At 58.4% G+C, this 26,642-nt stretch carries 18 protein-coding genes and 4 tRNA genes; 14 read left to right on the top strand and 8 right to left on the bottom strand.

What is annotated here, in order from left to right:
- Positions 1-192: 192 nt before the first annotated feature.
- The 7 genes from C2L71_RS09125 to C2L71_RS09155 all read right to left on the bottom strand — a co-directional run bounded on the left by C2L71_RS09125 (position 193) and on the right by C2L71_RS09155 (position 5,733).
- Positions 193-711 (bottom strand): Jag family protein, encoded by a 519-nt coding sequence (locus C2L71_RS09125; protein ID WP_103265457.1) that lies wholly within the window; start codon positions 709-711, stop codon positions 193-195.
- Positions 712-774: 63 nt separating this feature from the next.
- Positions 775-1,539 carry a YidC/Oxa1 family membrane protein insertase gene (locus tag C2L71_RS09130; RefSeq protein WP_103265458.1) on the bottom strand — a complete coding sequence of 255 codons (765 nt, stop codon included), beginning with the start codon at positions 1,537-1,539 and terminating at the stop codon, positions 775-777.
- Between the two features lie 92 nt (positions 1,540-1,631).
- A complete protein-coding gene (gene yidD / locus C2L71_RS09135) occupies positions 1,632-1,865 on the bottom strand; it encodes a membrane protein insertion efficiency factor YidD (protein WP_103265459.1) in 234 nt (77 codons plus the stop codon).
- 12 nt (positions 1,866-1,877) lie between these two features.
- Positions 1,878-2,204 carry a ribonuclease P protein component gene (gene rnpA, locus C2L71_RS09140; protein ID WP_103265460.1) on the bottom strand — a complete coding sequence of 109 codons (327 nt, stop codon included), beginning with the start codon at positions 2,202-2,204 and terminating at the stop codon, positions 1,878-1,880.
- A gap of 20 nt (positions 2,205-2,224) precedes the next feature.
- On the bottom strand, positions 2,225-2,359 hold the full coding sequence (gene rpmH / locus C2L71_RS09145) for a 50S ribosomal protein L34 (RefSeq protein ID WP_013981168.1): 135 nt from the start codon (positions 2,357-2,359) through the stop codon (positions 2,225-2,227).
- Between the two features lie 442 nt (positions 2,360-2,801).
- On the bottom strand, positions 2,802-4,340 hold the full coding sequence (gene dnaA, locus C2L71_RS09150) for a chromosomal replication initiator protein DnaA (RefSeq protein WP_103265461.1): 1,539 nt from the start codon (positions 4,338-4,340) through the stop codon (positions 2,802-2,804).
- A 109-nt stretch (positions 4,341-4,449) separates the two neighbouring features.
- Positions 4,450-5,733 (bottom strand): ATP-binding protein, encoded by a 1,284-nt coding sequence (locus C2L71_RS09155; RefSeq protein WP_103265462.1) that lies wholly within the window; start codon positions 5,731-5,733, stop codon positions 4,450-4,452.
- A 1,020-nt stretch (positions 5,734-6,753) separates the two neighbouring features.
- Between C2L71_RS09155 and dnaN the strand changes: the two genes are divergently transcribed.
- From dnaN to C2L71_RS09180, 5 genes are all read left to right on the top strand, one after another.
- On the top strand, positions 6,754-7,851 hold the full coding sequence (dnaN, locus tag C2L71_RS09160) for a DNA polymerase III subunit beta (protein WP_103265463.1): 1,098 nt from the start codon (positions 6,754-6,756) through the stop codon (positions 7,849-7,851).
- Between the two features lie 22 nt (positions 7,852-7,873).
- Entirely contained in the window at positions 7,874-8,989 is a 1,116-nt protein-coding gene (gene recF, locus C2L71_RS09165; protein ID WP_103265464.1) for a DNA replication/repair protein RecF, read from the top strand.
- Between the two features lie 340 nt (positions 8,990-9,329).
- On the top strand, positions 9,330-11,273 hold the full coding sequence (gene gyrB, locus C2L71_RS09170) for a DNA topoisomerase (ATP-hydrolyzing) subunit B (RefSeq protein ID WP_103265465.1): 1,944 nt from the start codon (positions 9,330-9,332) through the stop codon (positions 11,271-11,273).
- Positions 11,274-11,471: 198 nt separating this feature from the next.
- Complete coding sequence (gene gyrA / locus C2L71_RS09175; RefSeq protein WP_103265466.1) at positions 11,472-14,357, top strand: DNA gyrase subunit A; 2,886 nt, start codon at positions 11,472-11,474, stop codon at positions 14,355-14,357.
- A gap of 764 nt (positions 14,358-15,121) precedes the next feature.
- Positions 15,122-17,035 (top strand): MATE family efflux transporter, encoded by a 1,914-nt coding sequence (locus tag C2L71_RS09180; RefSeq protein ID WP_239926568.1) that lies wholly within the window; start codon positions 15,122-15,124, stop codon positions 17,033-17,035.
- 188 nt (positions 17,036-17,223) lie between these two features.
- On the opposite strand, the gene C2L71_RS09190 is transcribed toward C2L71_RS09180, so the two are convergent.
- On the bottom strand, positions 17,224-17,790 hold the full coding sequence (locus C2L71_RS09190) for a bifunctional nuclease family protein (RefSeq protein ID WP_239926570.1): 567 nt from the start codon (positions 17,788-17,790) through the stop codon (positions 17,224-17,226).
- A gap of 248 nt (positions 17,791-18,038) precedes the next feature.
- Here C2L71_RS09190 and C2L71_RS09195 point away from each other — a divergent pair.
- From C2L71_RS09195 to C2L71_RS09240, 9 genes are all read left to right on the top strand, one after another.
- Positions 18,039-18,115, top strand: a tRNA-Ile gene (locus C2L71_RS09195).
- 166 nt (positions 18,116-18,281) lie between these two features.
- Positions 18,282-18,357 (top strand) — tRNA-Ala (locus C2L71_RS09200).
- Between the two features lie 186 nt (positions 18,358-18,543).
- Positions 18,544-19,116 carry a J domain-containing protein gene (locus tag C2L71_RS09205; RefSeq protein ID WP_103265469.1) on the top strand — a complete coding sequence of 191 codons (573 nt, stop codon included), beginning with the start codon at positions 18,544-18,546 and terminating at the stop codon, positions 19,114-19,116.
- 98 nt (positions 19,117-19,214) lie between these two features.
- On the top strand, positions 19,215-21,026 hold the full coding sequence (gene typA, locus C2L71_RS09210) for a translational GTPase TypA (protein ID WP_103265470.1): 1,812 nt from the start codon (positions 19,215-19,217) through the stop codon (positions 21,024-21,026).
- Positions 21,027-21,543: 517 nt separating this feature from the next.
- Positions 21,544-22,878 carry a peptidylprolyl isomerase gene (locus C2L71_RS09215; RefSeq protein WP_103265471.1) on the top strand — a complete coding sequence of 445 codons (1,335 nt, stop codon included), beginning with the start codon at positions 21,544-21,546 and terminating at the stop codon, positions 22,876-22,878.
- A 4-nt stretch (positions 22,879-22,882) separates the two neighbouring features.
- Positions 22,883-23,923 (top strand): ABC transporter ATP-binding protein, encoded by a 1,041-nt coding sequence (locus tag C2L71_RS09220; RefSeq protein ID WP_103265472.1) that lies wholly within the window; start codon positions 22,883-22,885, stop codon positions 23,921-23,923.
- Positions 23,924-23,986: 63 nt separating this feature from the next.
- A tRNA-Ser gene (locus tag C2L71_RS09225) sits at positions 23,987-24,078 on the top strand.
- A gap of 133 nt (positions 24,079-24,211) precedes the next feature.
- Positions 24,212-24,304: transfer RNA gene (locus tag C2L71_RS09230), tRNA-Ser, on the top strand.
- Positions 24,305-25,225: 921 nt separating this feature from the next.
- On the top strand, positions 25,226-26,642 hold a 1,417-nt coding region (locus C2L71_RS09240; RefSeq protein ID WP_129588499.1), incomplete at its 3' end, for a hypothetical protein.

Here is a 26,642-nt window from a genome sequence, read left to right on the forward strand (position 1 = left end):
GTTCAAGATGCCTAGTATTCGCATGTATTTGCAAGTTCTGGTCCCTGAAATACTCATCAAAATCACCTCAGCAAAACCTTTAGACAAAAAACAGCCCGCATGACAGCGGGCTGTATTCCATGCAATCTCAAACCATGATCAAGATCCGAGAAGAACATAGTTCTCGATCTTGCATGGCTGCGTTTTCGAACGCTACACCGGTAAAATAACTACATGTCGTGCGCTTCCTTCACCTTCAGAAGCGGTTTCGACACGTTCGTCAGCACGAAGCGTAATGTGAATGATACGACGCTCATACGGCGTCATCGGCCTCAGTTTTACACTCTTATGCTGGGCCACTGCTCGATTGGCAGATGAATGAGCAATAGATTCGAGCTTCTCTCGCTGGCGGCCCTTGTATCCTTCTACATCTACGACGACCGGATAGCGATATCCAATAGTACGCACAGTAATTGCCGATACGATGAACTGAAGAGCGTCAAGTGTCTTACCATGTCGCCCGATAAGCACCGCAAGATCATCTCCCGTGATATCGAGGATCAACTCACCATCATCACCCTCATACTCATCGATTGTTACTTCACCTACATCGAAGTATTTCAGAATATCCTGCAAGGCTCCTATGGCCGTATCGGCGATGCGATCAAGCTCTTCGTCTGTCAACTCGACAGGTTGCTCTTCGACGGCGCTCTCAACGTTCTCTTCAGCCATGTTCGACTCCTTCTATCCACCAAGATCTCAAAATGTTTCACGTGAAACATTCGGTGCTTATCGCTACCTCTTCTTCTTCGGACGAGGCTTCTTCGCTTTACGCGTCACATCAACTTCAATCGGTTTGATTTCGATAGCTTCTTCCTGCTCAGCATCCTTGCGCTTCATCATACGGAGAGAAATCTGCTGCTGCGCTATACCGAGCAGCGAAGAAGCGCCCCAGAACAAAAGCACGCCGGCAGGAGAGTTCCAGCTGATCCACAGCATGAGCAAGCTCATGACGGCGGCCATGATGATCATTTGCTTGCGCTGCGCGCTGTTGTTGCTGTTGAGCTGCTGGAGAACCATCGGCAAGAACGTTGCACCAGCAAATATGATCATAAGAATCACATAAGGAACAAATGTTCCATTTTCGAATGCTTGCGAAGGTGTGGTGACGAGGCTGGGGACGAGGTTGTAAAACTCGTACGTGGTTCCCTGAGTACGAGAGCCCATCTCGCTAAGAACCTGAAACAATGCGATGAAGATAGGCATTTGTAGAAGCATGGGAATACAGCCGGCGATCGGGTTAAACTTTACTTCGGCGTAAAGCTTCTGCATCTCCTCGTTCAAGCGTTGAGGATCGTCACCGTATTTTGTCTGCAGCTCTTGAATCAGAGGCTGCACTTTCTGCATCGCATGAGTAGATTTCGTCTGCTTGTGCATCAACGGAGAAATCAGAATACGGAAGATGACCGTAACGACGATAATCGCCAAACCCCAGTCTCCGCAGATATTGTAGAAGAATTGGATTATGTCGAATATCCAATCCTTAAATACGTCCCACATACTATGTTGTTCCTTCCTTTATACCTCAGCGCCCGCAGGCGGCAGATAGTGCCTCAGCCGATCGCCTTTCACAGCCGTTCTCCGAGTTCCACTCAAGGAACGGGATCGTATCCATGCGAACCACCCGGGCGACAACGCAGCAAGCGTTTCACCGTCAGCTTGAGACCCCGGCAGAAACCGTAACGCTGGAATGCGATAAGCCCGTATTCTGAGCATGTCGGAATAAAACGACAACAAGAAGGGAACAACGGGGAAATCGCAGCTCGATAAAAGGTGATCAGAAACACCGCAACCTTGCTCGGCAAACGTTTCAGCAAACCCATCATCTCGCTCGATCCCTATCGAATCTCGGCGCGTTTCAACGTCTCGTCACATGCTCTAAGCACTTTACTATAAGAAGATAACAGGATGCCCGACTTCGCGAGAAATATCACATCACGATCCGGCCATGGCCCACCGAGGGCACGACATATCTCCCTCATTCGACGTTTAGCGCTGTTCCGCCATACAGCATTCCCCGATTTTTTACCCGCAATAAAAGCAACACGACCATCAGGGCCGTGCTGCTTTGCGGGTAACACTATGAATGTAAGATATGGCGTGTGAAAACGCTTGCCGCGAGAGAATAGATCGGAGATATCCCCGCGGGATTTTATTGTCTCCAATCGATACTCTTTTAACGTGCTTACACGCAGAGGCGCTTGCGACCCTTTGCACGACGAGCAGCCAATACCTTGCGGCCACCCTTCGTCGACATACGAGCGCGGAAGCCGTGGCACTTAGCCCTCTTACGAGTGTTCGGTTGATACGTGCGCTTCATAGCAACTTCCCTTTCATGATTTATAGAGTAACCCCGAAATTATATATCAGGTTACCGTGCAGTCAAGGAAAACTTACAATACGCGCTTGAAACTGCTGAATTCAAAGAACTACAAGCAACAAGATCTTTCTTCTTTTTGTATAGGTGTTTTTATATACATGGTTCCTAGGTATTCACTATATATAGAAGGTTTTAATAATAGTAATAATAAGGGCAGTGGAAATGTGGAAAACTCCCAAAGTACCTGTTTGGACGCAAGAAATCATCCGTATTCCTCCGTGTAGATCCGGTACCCGCTCTCTACACAAATTATTGCTTTCGTTATCTTTGAGCAGCGATACGAGGGTTTTCTGCAAGTTCTGAGTCATATGCGAGTCATGTTTCCGCCGAACATACGTACACTTCCTGCATCACATGTGCGGCGATCTTGTGCCTTCCGACGTCATATTTCGAGAATGAGCTGCCTGAGCGTCTCCAGCTCCTCTCGCAGCTCGCGATTCTCTTTCATCTTCTCCTCGACGTTGGTGACTGAGTACATTACGGTGGAATGATCGCGGTTGAACTTTTTTCCGATGTCGTTGAAAGGTAGATCAAGCATTTGACGGCACAGGTAAATGGCGATTTGGCGTGCGTAGATGATATTGCGATTGCGCTTCTTGCCAACAAGGTCGGCGTGGCTTACTTTGTAGAACGTCTCTACTTCTTTTTGAATATCGGCGATGGTAAGACGCTTTGATGGCCCGCCCGAGAAGTGATTCTCGAGAAGCGAGCGCACTTCATCGAGCGTCAAGTTCGGCTGGTTGAAAAACGTCATCTGGTAGATAACCTTTGTGACAGCGCTCTTGAGTTCGCGGATATTGGAACTGGAACTCTCGGCGATATACATTTGGATATCTTCGGGGATGGCGAAATCATGCGAGCCTTCAGATTCTCGGTACTCGTCGACGAAACTCTTCACAATGCCGAGTTTCGTTTCGATTTCCGGCGGCTGAATATCGAACGTACCGCCTGAGTTAAAACGGCTTTTGTAACGTTCGTCGATATCGATGTTCTTCGGCGCGCGATCAGCTGAGAGCACCACCTGGCGGCCTTGGCTTGTGAGCTTATTGAAGATTTGGAACACAATATCGAGTGTCTGCTTCTTGCCTTGCAAATACTGAACGTCGTCGATAAGAAGCACATCTGCTTCTTCGTAGCGTGTTTTGAAGTTCTTATAGCTGGATTTCTCCTTGTCGTGGGCGGCGCTCGCCTCCATGTAGTCGGATAGCAGTTCAGCCGAGTCCACGTAGATGGTGGAGAGGCTAGGCATGGTCTCGTGCACGTAGTTTTGAATGGCTCGCAAGAGGTGTGTCTTCCCGAGTCCTGATTTCCCGTAGATGAACAGGGGATTAAGATGCGCCTTGCCCGGCATTTCAGCCACGGCCACGGCCATGGAATATGCCATGCGGTTTGAGTCTCCAATGACGAAGTTCTCAAACGTCAGGGAGGATGAAGGCCCGTCGGGTTCGCGAAGTGGATCAATATCGGCTGCTTCCGGTGGCGCGGGTTCAGAAGCGCCACCGACGGGATCCTGTACACCCGGTGAGGGTGGTAAAACGTCCGAAGGCGTGGTAGCCGGAGGAGCGATAGGAGCCGAAGAAGAGGCGGCCGGGACCGGTGTGCTTGTTTCGGAAGATCCAGCTGTCTGCGGCTGAGAAGATACCGGCGCTTCACTGCCGGCGGAGATGTCCACTTCGATAACTACCATGAAGGGCACGTGGTACAAATCTTCTAAGGCGCGTTTGATGAAGCTAACGTAATGACGTTCGATCCACGTCTTGATAAAATCGTTATCTGCTGTGAGCATAAGAAACCCTTCGCTCATAGCTTGGGGGTGTAAGCGCGAGAAGAACGCGTTGATCTGAGAAGGATCAATATTATTATAGCTTTTTACCTGGCTGCAAACATCCTGCCAGACTTGTTCCAGTTTCTCGTTGTTCATATGCCGCTTCCTCGGTGGGGCCGTTGCGGCCGCGCGCTTGACGCGCGACTCCGGTAAGCCTGTAGCGCGTCCGATTGTATATAAAACCACGCGGTCCGGCAAAGGGCGATTACAATGAATTCGCCACCTGATATCCCAGATCGGTGAGGATCCTCTTTTGTCCCACCGTCTTCTCGATCAGTCCGGCTTGTTCAAGTTTAGACAGCGTTACATAGGTGCTCGACGGGGCGACGCCCGTCAGCTTTGAGATATCGGTAACGCCAAGCGCTCCTTCGCTCAAAAATATGGGAAGGAAATCGCGCTCCCGCTGAGTGAGGGGAGGCACGAGCGCCCCGACATTTCCGTGCGCGCTGGCGTAGGGGTTTTGATGCCATTGGGCGGGTGCTCCGTACACGGAAGTTCCGTGCGTGTCACCGGTGCGCGCGCCGGGCGACGTGTATCCGAGCTGGTTTGCAGCTGCGGGATACCTTTGGTCATAGGGTTGAACGGGCGCAGCTCCTGGGTATGCGGGTGCCATGCTTTCTGAATATGGAGGCTGAGCGATTGGGTATGGGGAGGCCGCAGTCGGATAGGGGGTAGCGGGCGTGGCCGTGTACGAAGGCGCTGCAGGTGGATACCCGGGCGCAGCGGCAGGATATGCGCTGTCGGGCCCGCGATAGGCACCCTGCATATCCGGGTATGAGGGCAGGTAGGCATCAGGATGGGCGGCTGGGGGATGTTCCGTGTCGTCCTCGCTCGTGTCCTCGTGCTGCGCGCCGCGCTTGGTAAGCGCGCGCTCATTCACTGCTTCAGGTCCGCTCTTCAAACGATCGTTGTTGGGAGCGGTCATGCTGACAGTGACCACTGATCCGGTTCCAAGGTTATCTTCGATAGTGATGGTGCCATGCGACAGGTCGAGGTACTCTTTCACGATGGGTAGCCCGGATCCCACTCCGCGTATAAAGCGTTTCATCGGTTCTACCGCGGACGTAAACCCCGGGAGTTGGGCTCGCTCCTTATGATGGATACCGGGTCCCTGGTCGGCGAAGCGAATGGTATTGCCGTCGTCCAGAATTGAGACGATGATTTCAGCGAATCGCGCGTGGATGAAATTCTCGCTGACTTCGCGCACGACTGTGTAGGGGATAGTCCCGCCTGCTGCGCGCGCCTGCTCGTAAATGGTTGAAGCAAGATGCTCGATATACTCTGCTGTGGGCGCCGGTTTGATTTCAGTCACGCGCGGCGCGCTGCGCAGATCGTCGTACATGGCGATGCGGGCGATGGCATGCACGTGAGTGAAATCGAAGACCCCTGTATGCTCATCAGCGGAATCAATGCGCTCATCATCGCTTTGGTCTGCATTTTCAATCTGATTGTCCAATGATGTTCCGTTTTCAGATTCGATATTCAGCATTTTTCACTAACATTCACCGGTATTGTAGCGTTTTTCGTTCCCCTAATCCAATCACCTGGGATATTCATAGAATTGAAACCTATGGATTCACGAAATGAAAAATTGAAAACCTTATTTCACAGGGACTTTTCAAAGTTATCCACTTTTTATTCAGAAATTGTTGAAAACTCTGAAAGAAGAACGAAAAGCAACGGGGTGCTCTGGTGAAAAACATCCTCCCATTGTTGATAGTGATAAGGCTGGAGGAGGCGAACAATCGTGCTAACGCGTCTTGTATCGGATGTCGGCAAGGTTTCGCTTTCGTCAAGAATCGGTGCAGTTCGCTTACGAAAATAGAAATTGTTGATCTGTTGTGCATGATAAAATGCCTGGTCAGAGAAGTATAAAAGAAATGTTTATAAACTTGGGCCTGATGAGAGGCTTGTAATCATCACTATAAACATGGCTTGACAAACCAAGTAACTTGGATATTTCCACAATGGAACATGAGTGAAACGAAGGTTTTCAACATTTTCCACAATCCCTGAGCCATGTGAATGTGGAAAACAGCGCTATATGAAGGTATCGAGGTGTTCTTTCCCTCTTCGACGAGCCTCATAGAGGTGAAGAAAGCGTTTGACGTTGGAAAGAGGAACAAGCGTTCTGAGGAAGATCGGCTGCGTTGCCCTGTTGATTTGTAGAATCACGTTCGCCTCGAAGCGGATCGCTCTCAACCATCGTATGCATAGAGGATGTTATCGTCTCGTAGCTCGTAGCTCGTAGCTCGTAGCTCGTAGCTCGTAGCTCGTAGCTCGTAGCTCGTAGCTCGTAGCTCGTAGCTCGGCCGTCCAGCATATCGGCAACAGCATGCATCTGAACTTCGACTCCTCGCTCCTTTTCGCAAAACTGATCCGAACTATCTATAACCCACGCGAATACACGAAGCTGTAAATCTTATAAGGTCCCCGCAACAGCACCCGCTTCTTATGCCATACTGAACAGCGCGTTACGAACGATCGCGTGCGAGAGGAAGGGATCGCCTTGAAATTCAGCATTAACCAATCGGAGCTGCAGAACGCGTTGACCGTCGTGCTGAAGGGCATCGCTACGCGCTCGACGCTGCCTATCCTGTCGGGCATCTACCTTGACGCACGCGGCGATTCCCTTACTCTTCAAGCGACCGACCTCGAGCTTTCTATCCAATATACGGTGGCGGCCCTGGTTGAAGAAGAAGGCAAGGCAGTAGTACCAGGCAAGCTGTTCTCGGAAATTGTGAAGAACCTGCCCGATGCGGCTGTGCATGTCGACGCCGAAGACGAGCACGCTGTTATCACGTGCGATACCGCGTCTTTCTCGATCAAGACGCTTGACGCGGAGGACTTCCCAGGCTTTCCCCATGTTGACGTGCAGCAGGAGATCTCCATTCCGTTCTCGCAGTTCGCCTCGATGGTGAAGCGTGTGGCGCGTGTCGTGTCGAAAGACGAGAGCCGTGCCATTCTTACCGGCGTCCTTATTACAGTTGAGGGGTCTAACCTCAAGATGGTAGCTACGGATTCCTACCGTTTGGCCATCACTGAAACTGAACTCCCTGATGCAGGTGAAGACTTCCAGGCGGTCATCGCCGGATCCTTTCTTCAGGAGATTGCCTCGCTTCCGCGTACCGACGATCCGGTCAAGCTGGCGCTCGCGGAAAACCAAATTGTGGTCACCTATCATGAGACCGTGTTCATCAACCGTCGCATCGAGGGTAATTTTCCGAACTATCGCCAACTCTTACCCGATTCTTATGCGACGCGTGTCGGCATGGAAGTCGATCGTCTCGTCGCAGGTGTGAAACGCACTTCGCTTCTAGGACAGTCGAGTTCGCCCGTGAAATTCGATATTAATGTCGCCTCACAGACGGTTCTCTTGTCCGCCATGACGCAGGATGTCGGCTCGGCTCAGGAGACGCTGCCGTGCGCGGGCGACGGCGAGGATGTGGAAATCGCATTCAATTTTGCCTACGTACTGGACGGGTTGGCGTCGGTTGAGACGGAGAAGGTGTATCTGGAGGTGCAGTCCTCGTTGAAGCCGGGCATCTTCAGGGCTGAAGAAGGAGAGAACTTCCTGTACTTGGTCATGCCTGTGCGTATTTCGTAGGTTTGGCACGCCAACGGAACCCGTGGATCTGACGATATCCCATATCTCGTTCGCCGACTTTCGTAGTTACGAGGCATTCGATCTGCGCGATATTGGGCCGCTCACCATTATCGTCGGGCCGAATGCAGTGGGGAAGACCAATATCGTCGAAGGCATTCAGCTGCTCACAGCCCACGCCTCGTTTCGCCATCCAACCGTTGCAGAACTCGTGCGAATGGGAGCAACTCGCGCGCGTCTCTATGCCGACGTTACCGATGGAAACCGGCAACTCGAGCTCGAGATGACGGCCGAAGAGGGCAAGAAGCGTTTTTTTCTGAATGGAAAGCCGAAGCGGCCTGCCGATTTAAAGGGATTGGTGCCGTCGGTTTCGTTTACGCCCGACGATCTGGAGCTGGCGAAAGGCGGGATGGCTCCGCGGCGAATATCCCTTGATGCGCTGGGAGCCCAGCTCTCAGCGAATCACTACCTTATCAAGCGCGACTATGAAAAAGTGGTGCGCCATAAGAACCGCCTACTTAAAGATGAGGCCGATCAAGCCCTCGTGGATAGTATCGACGAGATGGTGGTGACCTGCGGCGCGCAGCTGGCGGCTTACCGGAGCGCCTTGTTCGAGAAGCTTGCGCAAGTTATGGGCTCGTACTACGGGCAGATCACGGAAGGCCGTGAACAGCTGCGCGCCTGCTACGTCCCATCATGGGAGATACATGACCCGAACGCGCCGGCTACGTACACGTTTGGGCGCGACGAAGCGCGCGAGGAACTTGCGCGCACGCTGGGAGAACGTCGGGGTGAGGAACGTGCGCGTCGCCGGGCGCTGGTGGGACCGCATGCCGATAGAATCGAATTCTTTATCGACGGGCGCAACGTGAATTCGTTTGCCAGCCAAGGACAACAGCGGTCGGTGGTGTTGGCCTTAAAGTTGGCAGAGGTGTCGCTCATCCAGGATATCCTGCATCAGAAGCCGGTGCTTCTCCTTGACGACGTCATGAGCGAACTCGATGAATCGCGCCGCCGCGCGCTCGTCTCGTTTATTGCCGGCGATATGCAAACGTTCATCACGACGGCGAATATCGACTACTTCGACTCCGATCTTCTTGGTGCTGCACGCATCGTCTCCCTCCCGCGCGCCGTTAAGTAACCCCTTCCCGTCCCTATGCGAGGGCCGGTTGAAAAGATGCCGATACGAACCGTAAAAACCATATTACGTGAAAAACAATGTACAAAATGTAGATCGCCGCTTACATGGCTTCTGAAACCCTTCAAACGTGGTGTATTTTCTTAGTATCAGGCCTTCATATGCTACAATTTTCAAGTTGGCTTGAAACATCTGCGAAACACGTTTACTGCGCCCGTTCGAAAAACGGCGCATCGCGCTATTCAAGCCGATGGGCACGGTAGCTGCCTGATGCGGAACGAGCTTTCGCTTTCGGCGTTCCGCGTCCTATTCTCAACAACGCACTACAAAAGGAGCAGTGCCAGTGGCGAATAAACCTGACCATTACGACGGTTCCGACATTCAGGTCCTCGAGGGCTTGGAGGCCGTTCGCAAGCGTCCCGGCATGTATATCGGATCGACCGGTCCGCGCGGTCTGCATCACCTGGTGTACGAGGTGGTCGACAACTCCGTCGATGAGGCTCTTGCCGGATATTGCGACGAGATAGGCGTCTGGATACACGCCGATAACGCGATCACCGTTACCGATAACGGCCGCGGCATCCCGGTCGATAAGCATCCGAAGGAGAAGATCCCAACCGTCGAGGTTGTCCTCACCATCCTGCATGCCGGCGGCAAGTTCGGCGGCGAGGGCTATAAGGTGTCCGGCGGCCTCCATGGAGTGGGTGTGTCTGTGGTGAACGCGCTGTCTACGCGTGTGGAAGTGAACGTGAAACGCGATGGCAAAGAATATGCGATCGCGTTTGATCACGGCAAGACCTGTGAGAAACTGCACGAAATTGGGCCCGCAAAGAAGACGGGGACGAAGACCACCTTCTGGCCCGACCCCGAGATATTCACCGAAACCACCGTCTTCGACTACGATACGCTGGCAAGCCGTTTCCGCGAGATGGCGTTTCTGAACCGCGGCCTCAAGATTGTGCTGCATGACGAGCGCGTCACCGATGCGGACGGCAACCCGCGCACCGAGGTGTTTCAGTACGCAGGCGGCATCGTCGACTTCGTGAAGTATCTCAACGAAGGTAAAGAGACGCTTAACAAGCCCATCTACTTCGAAGCTGAAAACGCCGACGGCACCGTGGAAGTGGCCATGCAGTGGTCCACATCCTATTCTACGAATTCGGTTATGGCGTTCGCGAACAACATCAACACGCACGAGGGCGGCACGCACCTTGACGGTTTCAAGCAGGCCGTCACACGCACCATCAACGAGTACGCGCGAGCAAAGGGCATCCTCAAGGAAAAGGATTCGAACCTCTCCGGCGATGACACGCGCGAGGGTTTGGCGGCCATCGTGTCCGTGAAGTTGCATGATCCGCAGTTTGAAGGGCAGACGAAAACGAAGCTGGGCAATACGGAGATCCGGCCGCTCGTGCAGAACGCCGTAACCCAGGGTCTCGCCGAGTACTTGGAAGAGAATCCGACGCCGGCGAAGCGCATCATCGGAAAGGCGACCCAAGCGCTCAAAGCGCGCGAAGCCGCCCGTAAGGCGCGCGAGATGACGCGCCGCAAGGGCGTGTTGGACTCGTTCGCGCTGCCGGGCAAGCTAGCCGACTGCTCCAGCAAGGAGCCGCAGAATTCCGAGATATTCATCGTAGAGGGCGACTCCGCAGGCGGCTCGGCCAAGCAGGCGCGCGATCGCAAGACGCAAGCCATCCTGCCCCTGCGCGGCAAGATCCTCAACGTGGAGCGCGCCGGCCTGCACCGCTCGCTTTCAAGCGACACCATCAGCTCGCTCATCACGGCCATCGGCACGAATATCGGTGACGACTTCGACGCCGACCAGGCGCGCTACCACCGCATCATCATCATGACCGATGCCGACGTCGACGGCGCCCACATCCGCTGCCTGTTGCTCACGTTCTTCTATCGCTACATGCCGGAGCTCATCAACCGCGGCTACATCTACATCGCTCAGCCGCCGATCTTCGGCTTGAAGAAGAAGAATTCGCGCAGCCCTAAGATCGAGCGCTACATCTACGATGAAAATGCGCTTGGCTCGGTGCTCGCAGAATACGACGATCCGAACAAGTTCGACGTCCAGCGCTACAAAGGCCTGGGAGAGATGGACCCAGACCAGCTGTGGGAGACCACGATGGAGCCGGCCACCCGCACGCTCTTGCAGGTGAATATCGACGATGCAGCCGAAGCCGAGCGCGTGGTGAGCGAACTCATGGGCGATTTGGTGGAGCCCCGCAAGGAGTTCATCCAGAAGCACGCGCGCGATGTCCGTTTCCTCGATATCTAGGTACCGTCGCTCTACGAACGGCGGTACCGGTTGACGCTGCGCATCGTCGGTGCACCGACTTCAAGCGATTTCGCAGGTTTGTGTACCGAAGTACGCGGCATCTGCGGAATCTCACGAACTCGGCGCCGGCGACACTCGCGGACCGGTCGTTCCAACCTGTACTGTTTACAACCTGCGATTTAGTCTGGAAGGAGACAAATGGCAGACAACAATGATTCGTTCGATGAATTCTTGAACCGCGCGGAAGAGGACTTCGACGCAGAAGGCGCCGAGGAAGAGGATGATCTGGCGGCCGCGCTCGCCGACGCCGAGGATGCTGAAGACGACGACGCTCCGCGCGGTCCTGGCTCGGTTATCTCGGATGAAATGCGCGCGAAGGCGCTCATCAAGGACGACCTGCCAAGCGCCCACGGCGAGATCGTGGAAGGTGCGAACGGCGGCGACGGCACTATCGTGCGCTCGGCATATCTTGGCAAGGAAATGCAAACGTCGTTTCTCGAGTACTCCATGAGCGTTATCGTGGCCCGAGCGCTGCCCGACGTGCGCGACGGTTTGAAACCGGTGCATCGTCGCATCCTCTACGCCATGAACGAGAGCGGCTACACGCCCTCGCGTCCGCATATGAAATCGGCTCGTACGGTAGGCGACGTTATCGGCAAGTACCACCCGCACGGCGATTTGGCTGTGTACGATACGATGGTGCGCCTGGCTCAGCCATTCTCCATGCGCGTTCCGCTTGTGGACGGCCACGGTAACTTCGGCTCCATCGACGGCGACTCTGCAGCCGCCATGCGCTACACCGAGGCGCGCCTCGACAAAGCGGCTATGGAACTGCTGCGCGATCTCGACAAAGAGACGGTCGACTTCCAGCCGAACTACGACGAGAGCCTCGAGGAGCCCACGGTTCTACCCGCCCGGTTCCCCAACCTGCTCGTCAACGGATCGAACGGCATCGCAGTGGGTATGGCGACGAACATCCCGCCGCACAATCTGGGCGAGACGATCGACGCAACGTGCCTCATGCTGGACGATCCGGACGTCTCCACCGAAGAGCTGATGAAGGTTATGCCCGGCCCCGATTTCCCCACCGGCGGTATCATCATGGGGAAGAAAGGCATCATCGATGCCTACGAAACCGGCCGAGGTTCGCTCACGGTGCGCGCCAAGTGCCGTGTCGAAGAAAAGAAAAACGGCCGCAGTCAGATTGTCGTCACCGAGATTCCCTATCAGGTGAACCGCAATCGCTTACTGGAGAAGCTCGGCGAGCTTGTGCGCGACAAGAAGCTGCCGGAGATCAGCAACATCCATGACGGCGCCGACCGCCACGGCATCGATATCATCATCGATCTCAAGAAGGATGCCATCCCCCAGGTAGTGCTGAACAAGCTGTTCAAGCATACCCAATTGCAGGTGGGTTTCGGCGTGATCATGCTCTCGCTTGTGGATGGCGTGCCGCGCGTGCTCTCGCTCAAGGAAATGCTGCACTACTACATTGCCCACCAGGAAGACGTCATTGTGCGCCGGACGCGCTACGAGCTGACGAAAGCCGAGGAGCGTGCGCATATCCTCGAAGGCTTGATCATTGCCCTCGACAACATCGACGAGGTCATCCACATCATTCGCTCGTCGCAGACCGATAAGGAAGCGGGTGACCGTCTGACCGAGCGCTTCGGCCTGACGAAAAAGCAAACTGATGCCATCCTTGAGATGCGCCTGCGTCGTCTGACCGGCTTGGAGCACCAGAAGATCGAGGCCGAGCTGGCCGAGCTGCTCGAAAAGATCGCGTACTATAAGCGCGTGCTGTCCGACGACAATCTTGTGCACGAGATCATCAAGGGAGAACTGCACGAGGTTAAGAAGAAGTTCGGCACCACGCGCAAGACGCTTTTGTCTGAGGCGGCGAAGGACCTTGACGTCGAGGACCTGATTGCCGAGGAGAACATGGTGGTCACGGTGACGAAGTCCGGCTATGTGAAGCGTCTGCCGGTGGCCACGTATCGCCAGCAAAAGCGCGGCGGTAAGGGCATGCAAGGCGTGAATCTCAAGGACAATGATTACGTGGAGCACCTCTTTGTGGCATCCACGCACTCGTTCATGCTCTTTTTCTCCACGAAGGGCAAGGTCTATCGCCTGAAGGTGTATGAGCTTCCCGAAGCGGGGCGCCACGCGCGCGGTACGGCGATCGTGAACCTGCTGCCGCTTGAAAAGGGTGAAACCATCTCGGCGGTCATCGCGACAAAGGATTTCCCGTCCGACGAGTACCTCATGTTCGCCACATCGCACGGCATGGTGAAAAAGACCTCGATGGATCTGTACGACCGCACACGTCGCGACGGATTGATTGCCATTAACCTGAAGGACAATGACGAGCTTATCGCCGTGCGCCGCGTTGCCCAAGGCGAGAAGGTGCTCATGGTGTCGTCAGCCGGCAAAGCTATCATGTGGGATGAAGGCGAAGTGCGCGCGATGGGTCGCGACACGATGGGCGTGCGCGGCATGAACGTGCCGCCGATCGCGAAGGTGCTGGGCATGGAGATCGCGCAGCCCGATACCGACCTGTTCGTCATCACCGAGAAGGGCTACGGCAAGCGCACCCCCATCGCCGAGTACCCCGAGCATCATCGCGGCGGCCAGGGCGTGTACACCATCACGATGACCGAGAAGAAGGGTCTCCTCGCGGCGATGAAGATTGTCGGCGCCGACGATGAGATCATGATTATGTCGGAGGACGGTGTCGTGGTGCGCACGCCGGTATCCGGCATTTCCGAACTCGGCCGTTCAACGCAGGGCGTCTGCGTGATGAAAGCTGCAGAGGATGATCGCGTGACTGCAGTGGCAATTTCGAGTCGCGGCAAAAAGAAGAAAGCGGTCGTGAAACCCGGAGAGGCCGAGGAGCTTGACGAGGACCAGATCGACGATCTCGACGACGATATGACCGGCATCGATGATCCCGCCGATCCCGTCGCCTCGGGCGCTGTAGCATCCGCCGATTCCGCCGATTCTGGCGATGCCGACCCCGCTGATCTAGGCGCCGATAAGACTTCCGGTGGCACCGACTCGAGCGAGGATCCGACCGAAAACTAGTCGTTTCCGACAGTTCGAGCGCCTGAAGACCCGCTTCGTTTGCGACGGCGCTTCCTGATGCATATGCATAAGGAAGCGCCCGCCCGCGAAGCGGGTCTCAAGTTTTCGCACAGAACCGCAAGTTCGCACAGAACCGCAAGTTCGCACGGGGATCGCGAGCGCTTGCACATCGGGCGGGTTTCTCTTGCCATCCGGGTCGAATGTGAGGAATGTTTCACGTGAAACATTCCTCAAGCGGTTAGCTTGAGGCTCGGTTTCTCATTCGAGGCGAACCGAATGTTTCACGTGAAACATTCGGTTGCCACGTCTTCAACGCAGCAATATATACCAACAATAATGCCATGAAATAGTGGGTTCTTCGAAGCCGCCTCCCGCGCCTTGGCTTCCACGCTGAAAAGCAAGCGTAGCGCAAGAACACGAGAACGCACGGGCGCAAGAACACGAGAACGCGCACACGAGAGCATAAGAACGCACGCACACGAGAGCGCACTCGCGAGAACACCATGCAGCCTGTGTTCTTCACGGCGGCGAAGCGCAGAGCTCCGGCGTTTATCTTCGGCATTTGATTCATGTTTTATAGGCTGCATTGTCATTATTTTAGCTGTTTCACCAGCGAAAATGCACAGAAACATAGTCATGAATGCGAAACTCGTGAAGCCGTTTCTCCTCCGGTGTCGTTCCGTTGCTGTGCCGTATACTCCACGGCTCGTGAAGGTCAATCGCGTCCGCTTCGGCGGACGCGCGTGCGGAAGGGGTGAGAACCTATGACGACGCTCTCTTGGGCTCGTGCTGCATACAGCTGGACGGCTGGTGCGTGCATACGCGCGCAATCAGGCGCGCGCGAGCGTGCGGGACATCTGCGCGATGCGCGCTCGGCCCGCGCTGGGCGCGCGCCTGCTGAACGGACGTCGAGCAGTGACGTATTCGTCCTCTCCCTTCCGCTGTTTGTCGAACTATTTATGCAAATCATGATCGGCAACGTTAACCAGTTCATGCTCGCTCCGCTCGGAACCGATCCTGCCGCAGCGGTAGGCAACGCTTTGCAGATACTCAATATTGTCACCATTGCGCTGTCCGCCATGGGCACAGCGTCGACCGTCCTCATCACGCGCGTGTTGGGCGCATCTTCGACGAAGCGCTCCGTTTCGGAAATCGCGACGGTTGCGCTCGTGGTGAACATCGTGCTCGCGGCGGTTATGACCGCCGTCCTGGTCGCGTCCTGGCCGCAGTTTTTCTCCTGGCTGAGCATCGATGCCTCTATCCAGGGTATGGCTTCATCGTTTTTGCTGATTGTCGGATCGACCACGGTTCTGCAAGGAGCTTTCTTCGCCTTCACGGCGCTTCTGCGCAGCTATGCGCGCGTCGGCGATGTGATGAAGGCAAGCCTCGGCATGAACGCGGTGAATATTCTTGCGAGCGCACTGCTTATCGGAGGTTTCGGCGCGCTTCCGGCGCTTGGCGTCGAAGGGGCCGCCATTGCGAATGTCGCTGCGCGCTTGATCGGGCTCGCGCTGGCCGTCCGGTTCGTGCTGCGTCATACCGACGTACGCATGAAGGCTTCGTACCTACGTCCGTTTCCATGGAAGACGCTCAAGCGGATGTTGGGTGTGGGTATCCCTTCGTCGGGCGAGCAGATGAACTACGATATGGCCCAGATCGTCATTCTCTCGTTTATCAACGTACTTGGAACCACGGTGGTGACGGTGAAGGTGTACTGCTCCATGATCGCCGGCATCGCCTACCTGTATTCCATCGCGCTTTCACAGGCGACGCAAATCGTGCTCGGATATCTGTTCGGTGCAGGGAAGTTCGACGTGGTGGCGCGCCGGGTGTGGGCGGCCGACCTCATTGCGATACTTCTCACCACAGCGGTTTCATCGACCATCTGGTTCAACGCCGATGCAGTCCTCGGTGTGTTTACCACTGATCCGCTCGTGCTTGAACTGGGTAAGAACGTGCTGTTTGTCGAGATATTCCTGGGTGTGGGCCGCGCACTCAACATTGTGATGGTGCGGGCGCTCATAGCGGTCGGAGACGTGAAGACTCCGGTAACGGTGAATGTTGTGTCGTCGTGGATATTCGCCGTGGGCGGAGGATACCTGCTTGGTGTTGGTCTGGGCTGGGGAATCGTGGGCATGTGGATTGCTATGTGCGTTGACGAGTGGCTTCGGGCGGGCTATCTGGTGGCGACGTTTGCGCGTGGCGGATGGCGCCGCCGCGCCGCCGCGCCGGCATCGTCCTCGCCTCTATCCGAGCACGCCTCCTCTCCATCGCCCGCTTCAGGATGTATGTCTGGAGGTGAGCGCACGCTCGTTGCCGAGCGGGATGTAAGCGAGGCTTCTCTTCGAGCTCCACGCCTGCACATGAACGTGAGCGGGCGGGCACGTATCGCCGGTAAGAAGCAAGACGTCGCTGCGCCGCTTGAGGCGGAGCGGGCAGGCGGGATTGAGAGCGCGGAATCCGAAGCCGATGGCCCGGACGAGCCCGACCGCGCGCCTGTCGCGCCACCGGGCATCCCGCCAAGTGCCTTCGCCACGCTGCCGTTGGGGTCTCGTCGCCCTAAGGAGCCAGCCGAAGCGGGGCTTCCAGCGGTGATCGCTCTAGCCGCCGCCGATGACGGGGGCCTTGCCGAACAGATCATCGACGCTGTCGTTCAAGCCATGCTTGCGCTCTGGTAGGCGCGCTTGCAGCCGTTCGCCACGACGGCTGTCCACGTGTCGCCGGCGCGCCCGGTTCGCGCGCTTCCCGGTGTCGATCACATGCCGCGCGTCGCCCGGCAACATTTGACTGCGTGCGTGCGCGCACGCTGCCTGCGCGCCATTCGACACGTGCAATTGGATCGCGCCCTCAAGCTCAGAGCATGCGATTAACCCTCGAAGTCGTCGGGCGCAAGCTTCTCGAGGAATCGTCTGAAATCTGCAAGTTCTCGTTCGTCGTTCAAGTTGGGATGACTCGCTTTAATCACGTAGGGGTAGGATGCTTTCTCCAGTACGTGTTCTTCAATGTAGATGGGTGCCTTCTGCCTCACTGCGAGGGCGAGCGCGTCGCTAGGCCGGGCATCGAGTTCGATGAGGCGGCCGTGCTGTCGAAGAGTCAACCGCGCAAAAAATGTCGAACCTTTCACGTCGCTAATCACCACATGGTCGACGCACGCATCAAGGTTTGTGAGTGCGTCGAGGAAGAGATCGTGCGTCATCGGGCGTGAGAAGCGTGCATTCTCAAGGGCGATCCCCATTTGCGTGGCTTCGTTCGTGCCAACCCAAATAGGGACGATACGATACTTACCGGCTTGCACAACGTCCTCGACCGGTTGCAGCACAATAATAGAAGGCGTCGGGGACACCGATACGATCAAGGTTTGGATGTGGACGGGAACCACCAGCAATCCTTCCATGACGGGGGCGGCAGCGCCGCCATATGCTTGGACGAGCACGACGCATATCGTGAACGCACGACGCAACACACATCGTGAACGTACTTCGATTATAGCGCTCCCGTTCCGCATGCGTCCGAGCACGCCTCGTTAGAAGGACGTCTTGAAGCGCTTTTGCGCGCATTGCGTGTCTCTGCGCCGAGTTCTATGTCATCGCGTATTCGTCCCATACCTGGTTGAAGAACTAATTCAAAAAAGTTCTTGACCTCTTCAAGACATTTGGGATACAGTAGTCAAGCACTTTTTTTGGGCCCGTAGCTCAGTTGGTTAGAGCGCACGCCTGATAAGCGTGAGGTCGCTGGTTCAAATCCATTCGGGCCCACCATTTTTTGCGATAAACGCTCCACCGTGAGCCGAGTTAGCCGGTGGAGCGTTTATTATTTATCCGACAGCGGGAACGGACGAGCATGCAGGCGTCACGCATCGCTCGGAGGATCGACGCAGCTGCCCAGCGCGTCAGAGATCCCCCGCCAAGGAAGCCACGGAAACGTGGGGCGTTAGCTCAGCTGGGAGAGCGACGGCTTTGCAAGCCGTAGGTCAGGGGTTCGATCCCCCTACGCTCCACCATTTCATTCTTTCCGTACTCACGCTGCGTACCCGCATCCGCATCCAGACAGCAGCTCGCGTGAATCTCCCGCTCATTCTGTGAGACCGCCGCGCCCCTTCTCCGTATCATAGCGGCGCGTGCTAGAATCCTAGTTCGAATGATCACCCGGCCGCGTCCACGCGCCCGCACATCGCACACGAGGAGCTATGAACCGAACTGAAGCACTGCGCATTTTGGGGCTTGACGAGGATGCCACGCCTGAAGACGTCAAATCCGCGTACAAGGAGTCAGCTCAGATCTTGCACCCGGATCGGTTCGCAACCAACAAGAAGCTCCAAGATCGCGCGACCGAACAGTTCAAGAACCTGCAAGAAGCGTATGAATTTCTTACCTCTGGTCGCGGCGCGCGTGGTCGTTCATCGCGCAGCGCGTCATCCGTCGGTCGCCCTCCGACTGCTGCGAGCACACTCGAAGCACGAATGGCCGGCATCGCCGCCGCGCGCGTGCAGCTGGTCAGTCAGCGCGACGTCGCCTACGATGAACGGCGCAACGGCATTGCTATGACGCTCATCGGCGGGGCGGTCGCATTGCTCGCAGGCCGGCGGCCGTTCGGCATTCTCGGCATCGTTGCCGCCATCGCAAGCGCTGCGGCTGTGTGGGGGATCGTGCAGATCGTCTCGTCCCAGCGCACCATCAACACGCTCGATGGGCACATTGAGGAATTGAACGCCGAGGAGCGCCGCCTCGCAACTGAACTGGAGGATGAGGAAGCCGGCTGATCCCATGGCCCCGCGTCGCTCCACATCCGGCGATGCCAGCCAAGGCTTCACACCGCTTCGCCCTACCTCAAACCGACACGAAAGCAGACAGGACTACCATGAAGCAAGAGAACATCCGCAACGTTGCCATCATCGCGCACGTCGACCACGGCAAAACCACCATCGTCGATCGGCTGCTGTACACGTCTGGCGTATTCCGCGAAAACCAGCAGGTGGAAGAGCGCGTGCTGGACAGCAACGACCAGGAGCGCGAGCGCGGCATCACCATCCTGTCGAAGAACATCTCGGTCACGTACAACGGGGTGAAAATCAACGTCATCGATACGCCGGGCCACGCCGACTTCGGCGGCGAGGTGGAGCGCGTGCTCAACATGGCCGACGGCGCGTTGCTTATCGTGGACGCGTTCGAGGGGCCCATGCCACAGACGCGTTTCGTGCTGAAACACGCCCTGGATCAGGGATTGCGCATTATCCTCGTCGTGAACAAGATCGATCGTCCCGGTTCACGTCCCGAAGAAGTGGTGGACGAGGTGTTCGACCTCATGGTGGAGTTGGAAGCATCCGATGAGCAGCTCGACTTCCCGGTGGTCTACGCGAGTGCCATGAACGGCTACGCGCGTTTTGCGCCCGAGGATGAAAACATGAACATGCTGCCGCTGCTTGAAACCATCCTGCAGGAAGTTCCGGCCCCCGACTGCGAACCGAATGGACCGGTTGCGCTTCAAATCTGCACGGTCGACCATTCGAGCTTCGTCGGCCGCATCGGCGTGGGCCGCCTGTTCTCAGGCACCATCCACAAAGCCGAGCCGGTGCTTGTCATCAAGAACGACGGAACCCGCTACAACACGATCATCAAAGAGGTCTTCACGTTCGAGGAGCTGGGCAAGAAGAAACAGGAAGCGGTGCACGCGGGCGATATCGTGGCCGTGGTAGGCGTGGACGACGCCGACATCGGCGACATGGTGACCAGCCGCGACAATCCGGTGAAGCTCGACCCCATTAAGGTGGAAGAGCCGACGATGGCGGTTGTGTTCGAGGCGTCTTCTAGTCCGCTCGTTGGCCGCGAGGGCGAGATCGTGGGCGCGCGACAGCTGAAAGAGCGCCTCATGCGCGAAAAGGAGAGCAACATTTCCATGCGCATCGAGGAGCTTGAAGATAAAACTGGCATCGAGGTGGCTGGCCGCGGCGTGCTGCACCTGTCGGTGCTCATGGAGACAATGCGACGCGAAGGCTTCGAATTCCAGGTGGGCCGTCCGCGCGTTCTCATCAAGAAGGACGAGCAGGGCCACAAGCTCGAACCTATCGAGGAAGCGACGGTGGACGTGCCAAGCGAATATGCCGGCAAGGCTATCGAGGTGTTCGGCAGCGCTGGCGGCGAGATGGCCGACATGTACCAGCGTGGCGATCAAACCCATCTCGTATTCAAGATACCTTCGCGCGGTACGATGGGCCTGCGTACGAAACTGCTGAACGCGACGCGCGGCGAAGCGACGATGTTCCATCACTTCAGCGAGTACGGCCCGTATCGCGGCGAGTTCCAGGGGCGTAAGAATGGCTCGATGATCAGCATGTCCACCGAGAAGAGCGTGGCCTATGCGCTCGATACGCTGCAGGAGCGCGGTCGCCTGTTCGTGGGACCGGGCGAGGAATGCTACGAGGGCATGATTGTGGGCGAATCGGCGAAGGAAGGCGACATGGTCGTGAACATCGCCAAGTCCAAGCAGCTGGGAAATCAGCGCTCGTCGGGTGCGGACAAGGCCATTCAGCTCACGCCTCCCATCACGTTCACCTTGGAGGAAGCGCTCGAGTACATCGAGGAGGACGAGCTTGTGGAGATCACGCCGAAGAGCATCCGCCTGCGCAAGCGCATCTTGTCGGCCACCCAGCGCAAAAAGGCCGCCAAGCACTAGGGCCTTCGCGCAGCCCGCACGCGACGGCGCTCGTACAGCATCGGACGAGCGCGCGTGAGTTTCAAGCCAACATGAGGGTGCGCGCGTATCCCGGCGATTGCATCGAAGCACCGCACAGGACGGCCCTACGGGGCCGTCCGCGCATTTCAGCTCCTCGGGTTCGGGCCGCCCGCGCAAACTCGGTTGCCTGCTCGCTCATCCTCTCGCTTCCGCACCAGGCTCGATCGTTCTCTTCGTTGTCTCCATTCTTCCACCTCCTTTTTCGCTTCCGCGCCCCGGCACGACCGTCCTTCTTCTCGCTTCCGCACTCTAGCCTGAGCGCCCATCTCGGTGGCCGTGCCCCGGCACGACCGTCCTCTCGCCCTCCGCTTCCGCGCCGACGTGTGAATCGAAAGTGGGTATATTGTGCAACGAGGCGAGCCCTTTTTCACGTGTGCGAGAATACAGTGCAATACGTAGCCATGCACCGCGCCGCATCGAGCACGACGCCGCGCCGCATGTTCGAGGGAAGGGTCGCATGAAGAAATCTCACCTTTTGAAGTCTGTGTTTGCTTTGGGACTCACGGCAGCCTGTGTATGGGGCCTCGCCGGATGCGCGAGCAACGAGGAGTCGTCCAACAGAACGGGAGGCGTAGCCGCCACCATCGACGGCGTCGAGATCTCCGAGGACGAGGTCACCGATTACATCGAGAATCGCTTGCGCGTTCAGCAGAGCCTGTCCGATGAGGACGCTTGGGGCACGTGGCTTGCCGAGAATGATTACACGCCCGAATCGCTCCGCGAGGCGGTCATCGACATGTTCGTTCAGCGCGAGCTGATCACCAAGGGCGCCGAAGAGCGCGGCGTGACGGTGGATAGCTCCGAGGTGGACAGCAGCATGGCCACGATGAAGGGGTATTACGATAGCGACGAGAAGTGGCAGAGCGCGCTTGAGCAGGCTGGGTGGACAGAGGACGCCTATCGCACTGAAATCGAGCTCAGTCTGAAGATGAACAAGCTGCAGGAAACGTTCGCCTCGGGCGAGGAGCCGAAAGAGGAGGATCTGCTCAGCTACGCGCAGATGTACGCATCGGCCTATGATGGGGCCAAGCGTTCTTCTCATATCCTGTTCGACGCAGGCGATGAAGCTACGGCACAGGAGGTGCTCGACAAGATCAACGCAGGCGAGCTCGACTTTGCAGAAGCCGCCACACAGTATTCTAAAGATACTGCCTCGGCAGAGAAGGGCGGCGATGTGGGTTGGGATGCCATGTCGTCCTTCGTCCAAGAATACACCGACGCTCTGAACGGCCTTGAGAAGGACCAAGTGAGCGGTCTGGTGACCAGCGAATACGGCATTCATATCATCAAATGCACCGATGTGTACCAAGCGCCCAAGACCACGGGCGAGGATGGCACCGAGAAGATTGAGGTCACAAGCGTCGATCAGATTCCGGTCGAGTGGCAGGACAGCGTCAAGGAGACGCTGAAGGCCCAGCAGGCATCGACGGCCTACCAGACCTGGCTCACCGAGGCCAAGGAGAACGCCGACATTGTGATCAACAGCATGCCCGAGGGCCTGCCGTACTACGTTGACATGTCGAAGTATCAGACCGAAGACGGGACCGACGACGGTTCGGCTTCGAATGGTTCCGACGGTTCGACCGATGCCGGCACCGGTGATGGCACCGACGGATCCAACGCGGGCGAAGGCGACGGCGGCGACGCGTCCGGTACGGGCGAAGGCGACGGCGCCGGCACTGCTGACGGCACCGACGGCTCCGGTGAGCCCGCGAACGGCGACGGCCAGGGCGACGGCGCGGCCGAAGGCTCCTCCGACCAGCCGACCGACCAGCCTGCGGAGGCCGCCTAAGCACATGGGATCTCCCGACCTGTTGACGCCCGCGCGTCGCGGCGCCCCGTTCCTCGAACTTGAGAATGCGGTTGTCGTGCGCGCGGGTGTTCCTATTCTCTCCATCGATTCGCTGCGTATCGCCGAAGGCGAGCACGTGGCCCTGCTCGGTCCAAACGGATCGGGGAAATCCACGTTCGTCAAGCTCATCACGCGCGAGGTGTTTCCCCTGCATCGAGACCGCCCGCCGGTGCGCTTCAAAGGGCGTGATCGCGTGACGCTCGCCGAGGTGCAGCGGTGCCTGGGTATCGTCTCATCTACCATGCAGGACCAGATAACCGTGCATCTGCCGGCAATCGATGTGGTTGCCGGCGGCCTATACGGGGCGCTCGGCGTTCCCGCCCACGTTGAGGGCGAGGACGAGGCTCGTGAACGCGCTTGTGCGGCGCTCGAGCTTATCGGCATCGCCGAGCTTGCGACGCGAGACGTCCTGACGCTTTCGACCGGCCAAGCGCGGCGCGTGCTCATTGCGCGGGCGCTTGTGCATGATCCCGAGGTGCTCGTATTCGATGAACCGTGCGCCGGCCTGGATCCGGAAGGTATGCACCACGTGCGCTCGAGCATGCGCCTTTTGGCACGCCGAGGCACGGGCATCATTCTGGTCACCCATCATCCAGAAGACATTGTCCCGGAGATTGATCGTCTTGTGCTGCTGAAGGGCGGGACTGTGATCGCCGACGGTCCGAAGCGCGAGTTGCTCACCGACGAGGTTATGAGCACCCTGTTCGAGGTTCCGCTCCGCGTGCGCCGCACCGTCGCCGACGTTTCCGCACCCGAAGCCCCCGCTGCGGAGGACGAGTTCGCGATGGCCGCCGACGCCGCCATGCCTGCCGTGCCCACCGCCAAGCTCGCGGCTTCGGTCGCTGCCCCGCCGGCCGCCGACTCCCCCGAGCCTGCGATCGCAGCGCCCGCCGATCCGTCGGCTTCCGTTGTCCTGACGCCCCCGCCGGCCGAAATCGACGATGCTCGTGGAGAGGACTATTTCTCGCTTGTGAGCGTTTATTAGCTGTTGTATACTACGTAGCTGCTGCATGGTCGAGCGATGAACATGCAGGCTGAACAGACAAGCGGAGAGATGACCGAGCTGGCCGAAGGTGCACGATTGGAAATCGTGTGTGCGCCAAAAGCGTACCTAGGGTTCGAATCCCTATCTCTCCGCCAGATTATTCCCGCGCCCTCGAGGCGCGTGCTATAAAGGGTAGTTTCGCGGCGCGGATAGGCTGCGAGGCTCCCTTGCGAAGCGCCCGAGTGGGCGCCGACGACAGGCCCGAAACCGGCCCGTCGCATCCCAAGCGGAGGGGTGGCAGAGCGGTTGAATGCGGCGGTCTCGAAAACCGTTTCACCGGTAACCCCGGTGACCAGGGTTCGAATCCCTGCCCCTCCGCCAGTTTTTAATCCCTTCGGTCATTCTACCGAAGCCAGGTAAGCCCCCCCGCGGCCCGAACCCCCTCGGCCCTGCCTCTCGCTTCTCCCGGCAGCGGCCCGAGCTTCTCGCGTCCCGCGCCTCGCCGTTCCCGCGTCTTTAACAGCGCCCCTTGATTCCATAGCGCTCCCTCGACCTGCGCCCAATCCCTGCGCGATCCGCAGCGGCGTTCACGCTCTGCGCCCCTGCGTCTTCCGGCAGCGGCCCGCAGCCTGCCATGTCTCGCAAACCCGGCACTTGCGAACGATGCTTGGAGCCCGCCGTCTCCAACTCGCGAAATGTTTCACGTGAAACATTCGTTCGCCCGCGCTCCCGCTTCCCGCGCCCCCATGTTTCCTCGCGTCTCCCGATTCCTCCGCCCGCGCCTGCTTCCCAAACGCTCCCCACGCCTCCTCGTGCTCCGCGTCTCCCGCGCCCGCCCGCGCCTGCTCCCCAAATGCCCCTTTCGCGCCCTGCCTCTCCCGCACCCGCCTGACCGCCACCCCCGCGCCCCCTTTCACCCGCCCGCGCCCTGTCCCCGGGCTCCTGAACGCCTCTCGTGCTTGCTTTGGCTACCCCACCGGTTTATGCGTGCATCCTGCGCATACGACCTGCCGCACACCCTCGCTTCGGGACCGTTTCCAATAACGCAACCGCATGGGCTATCTGCGCCTGCGAGCACAGGAGCCGCATTCGCGAGCAATCTGGTTCGGGGGCCTTGAAAAGGCTACCCCGCCTGTTGATTATGGGAATCAGCGATGAATTGAATAGCGGACAGGGGGTTCGCGCGACCATGCGGGAAAGGGCATCCGTTTCCCGTTTTCGCGCGTTCTGGCGCCGGAGAGTGCGCTGTCGAAGACACCCCTGCAACCGCTTGTCGGGCGGATGTCGCAAGGGGCGAGCACCATGCAGAACAAGCATACGGACAACAAGACGGACGACCGGTCGAAGCCGAGGGCGCACGTCGAGCGCCGCACGGCGCTCGACAAGGCCCTCTCCGTCGTGCTCACGGCAGCCCTCGTGCTCACCATGAGCCCGCTGGGCGACGCCTACGCGACCGGCGGTCCCTCCGCAGACGCCGTCCCCCAAGACGCCGCGCAGGATGTGACGGGGGGGGGTCTTGTTAACAGCGGGCTTTCCGAGGATGGCTCCTCCGCAGACGAGCCGTCCGCGCAAGCCTCCCCAGATGCGGCAGGTGAGGGCGCAGCACCGGGCTTTGAGGCCGAGGCCGACGGCGCGCTTCCCGAGGCGCCCACCGCCTTCGCCACGTGGCTCGATGTGGCGCGCGGCGTCGAGGACGGCACACTGGCCGAAGAGGGCTTCAAGCCCGCCGGCACCGGCTCCGAGGACGACCCCTACACCATTTCCACCCCCGAGGCCTTCGCCTGGTGGGCGCTTCTGCACTCCGACGCCTCCGCCAAGCTGGAGGCCGACATCGATCTGACGGCCCAGGCGCCCGCCGCGGTGCAGGGCGAATCGCCGAGGCCCGTGGACGCCGCATGGCCGGGCGGCACCGTGCTCGCCGCCACGCTGGACGGCCAGGGCCGCACCCTGTGCTTCGCCACCGCGAGCGCGGGCCTGTTCCAAGAGATAGCGCAGACCGGTCGCATCGAGTGGCTGCAGCTGGGCCTCACCGACGCCCAGATGGCCGCCGAGGGCGCCCGCGCCACCTGCGTGGCGGCGACAGGCGCGCAGGCAGGTGCGCTGGCCGCCGTCAACAAAGGCTCGATCCAAGGCGTCGTGAACCGCATGAGCGTGCAGGCCTGCGCCCCCGCCGCCGATGGGACCGAGGCCGAATCCGACCTCGAGGCGCTCGCCGGTGGCATCGTCGCTGTGAACGACGGGACTATCGAGGACTGCGCGAACCTGGGCGCGGTAATCAACCGCCAGCAGACCTCCGCCTCCGCGGGTATCGCCGCCGCGGGCTCGGGCACGATCAAGACCAGCTACGGCGCCGGCGCCATCGATGCGGCCGACAAGGCCGCCTACCTGGCCGCCCCCGGCGCCGACGCCGAGGCCTACGCGCGTCAGGTGGATGCGGCCAGCGCCTACCTCGCCGCCGACGAGGGCGCGTCCTACACAGGCGCCTTCGACGAGCGCGACGGCGCCCTGTCCGCCACCGACCTCGAAGCCGCCAGCCAGCGCTTGAACGCCGGGCGCGAAGGAGACGACGCCGTGTGGAGGAAGGGCGGCGCCGCCGACGGCGCCACATGCGGCTTCCCCGAACCTGCCGAGCCGGTCAACCTCAAGGCCGGGCGCGAGCCCGGCGTGAACCTTAAGTCCGAGACCGTGGAGACGAGCCCCGTCGAGCCCACCCCCGACG

The sequence above is a fragment of the Enteroscipio rubneri genome, from assembly GCF_002899715.1.
Lineage (GTDB): Bacteria > Actinomycetota > Coriobacteriia > Coriobacteriales > Eggerthellaceae > Enteroscipio > Enteroscipio rubneri.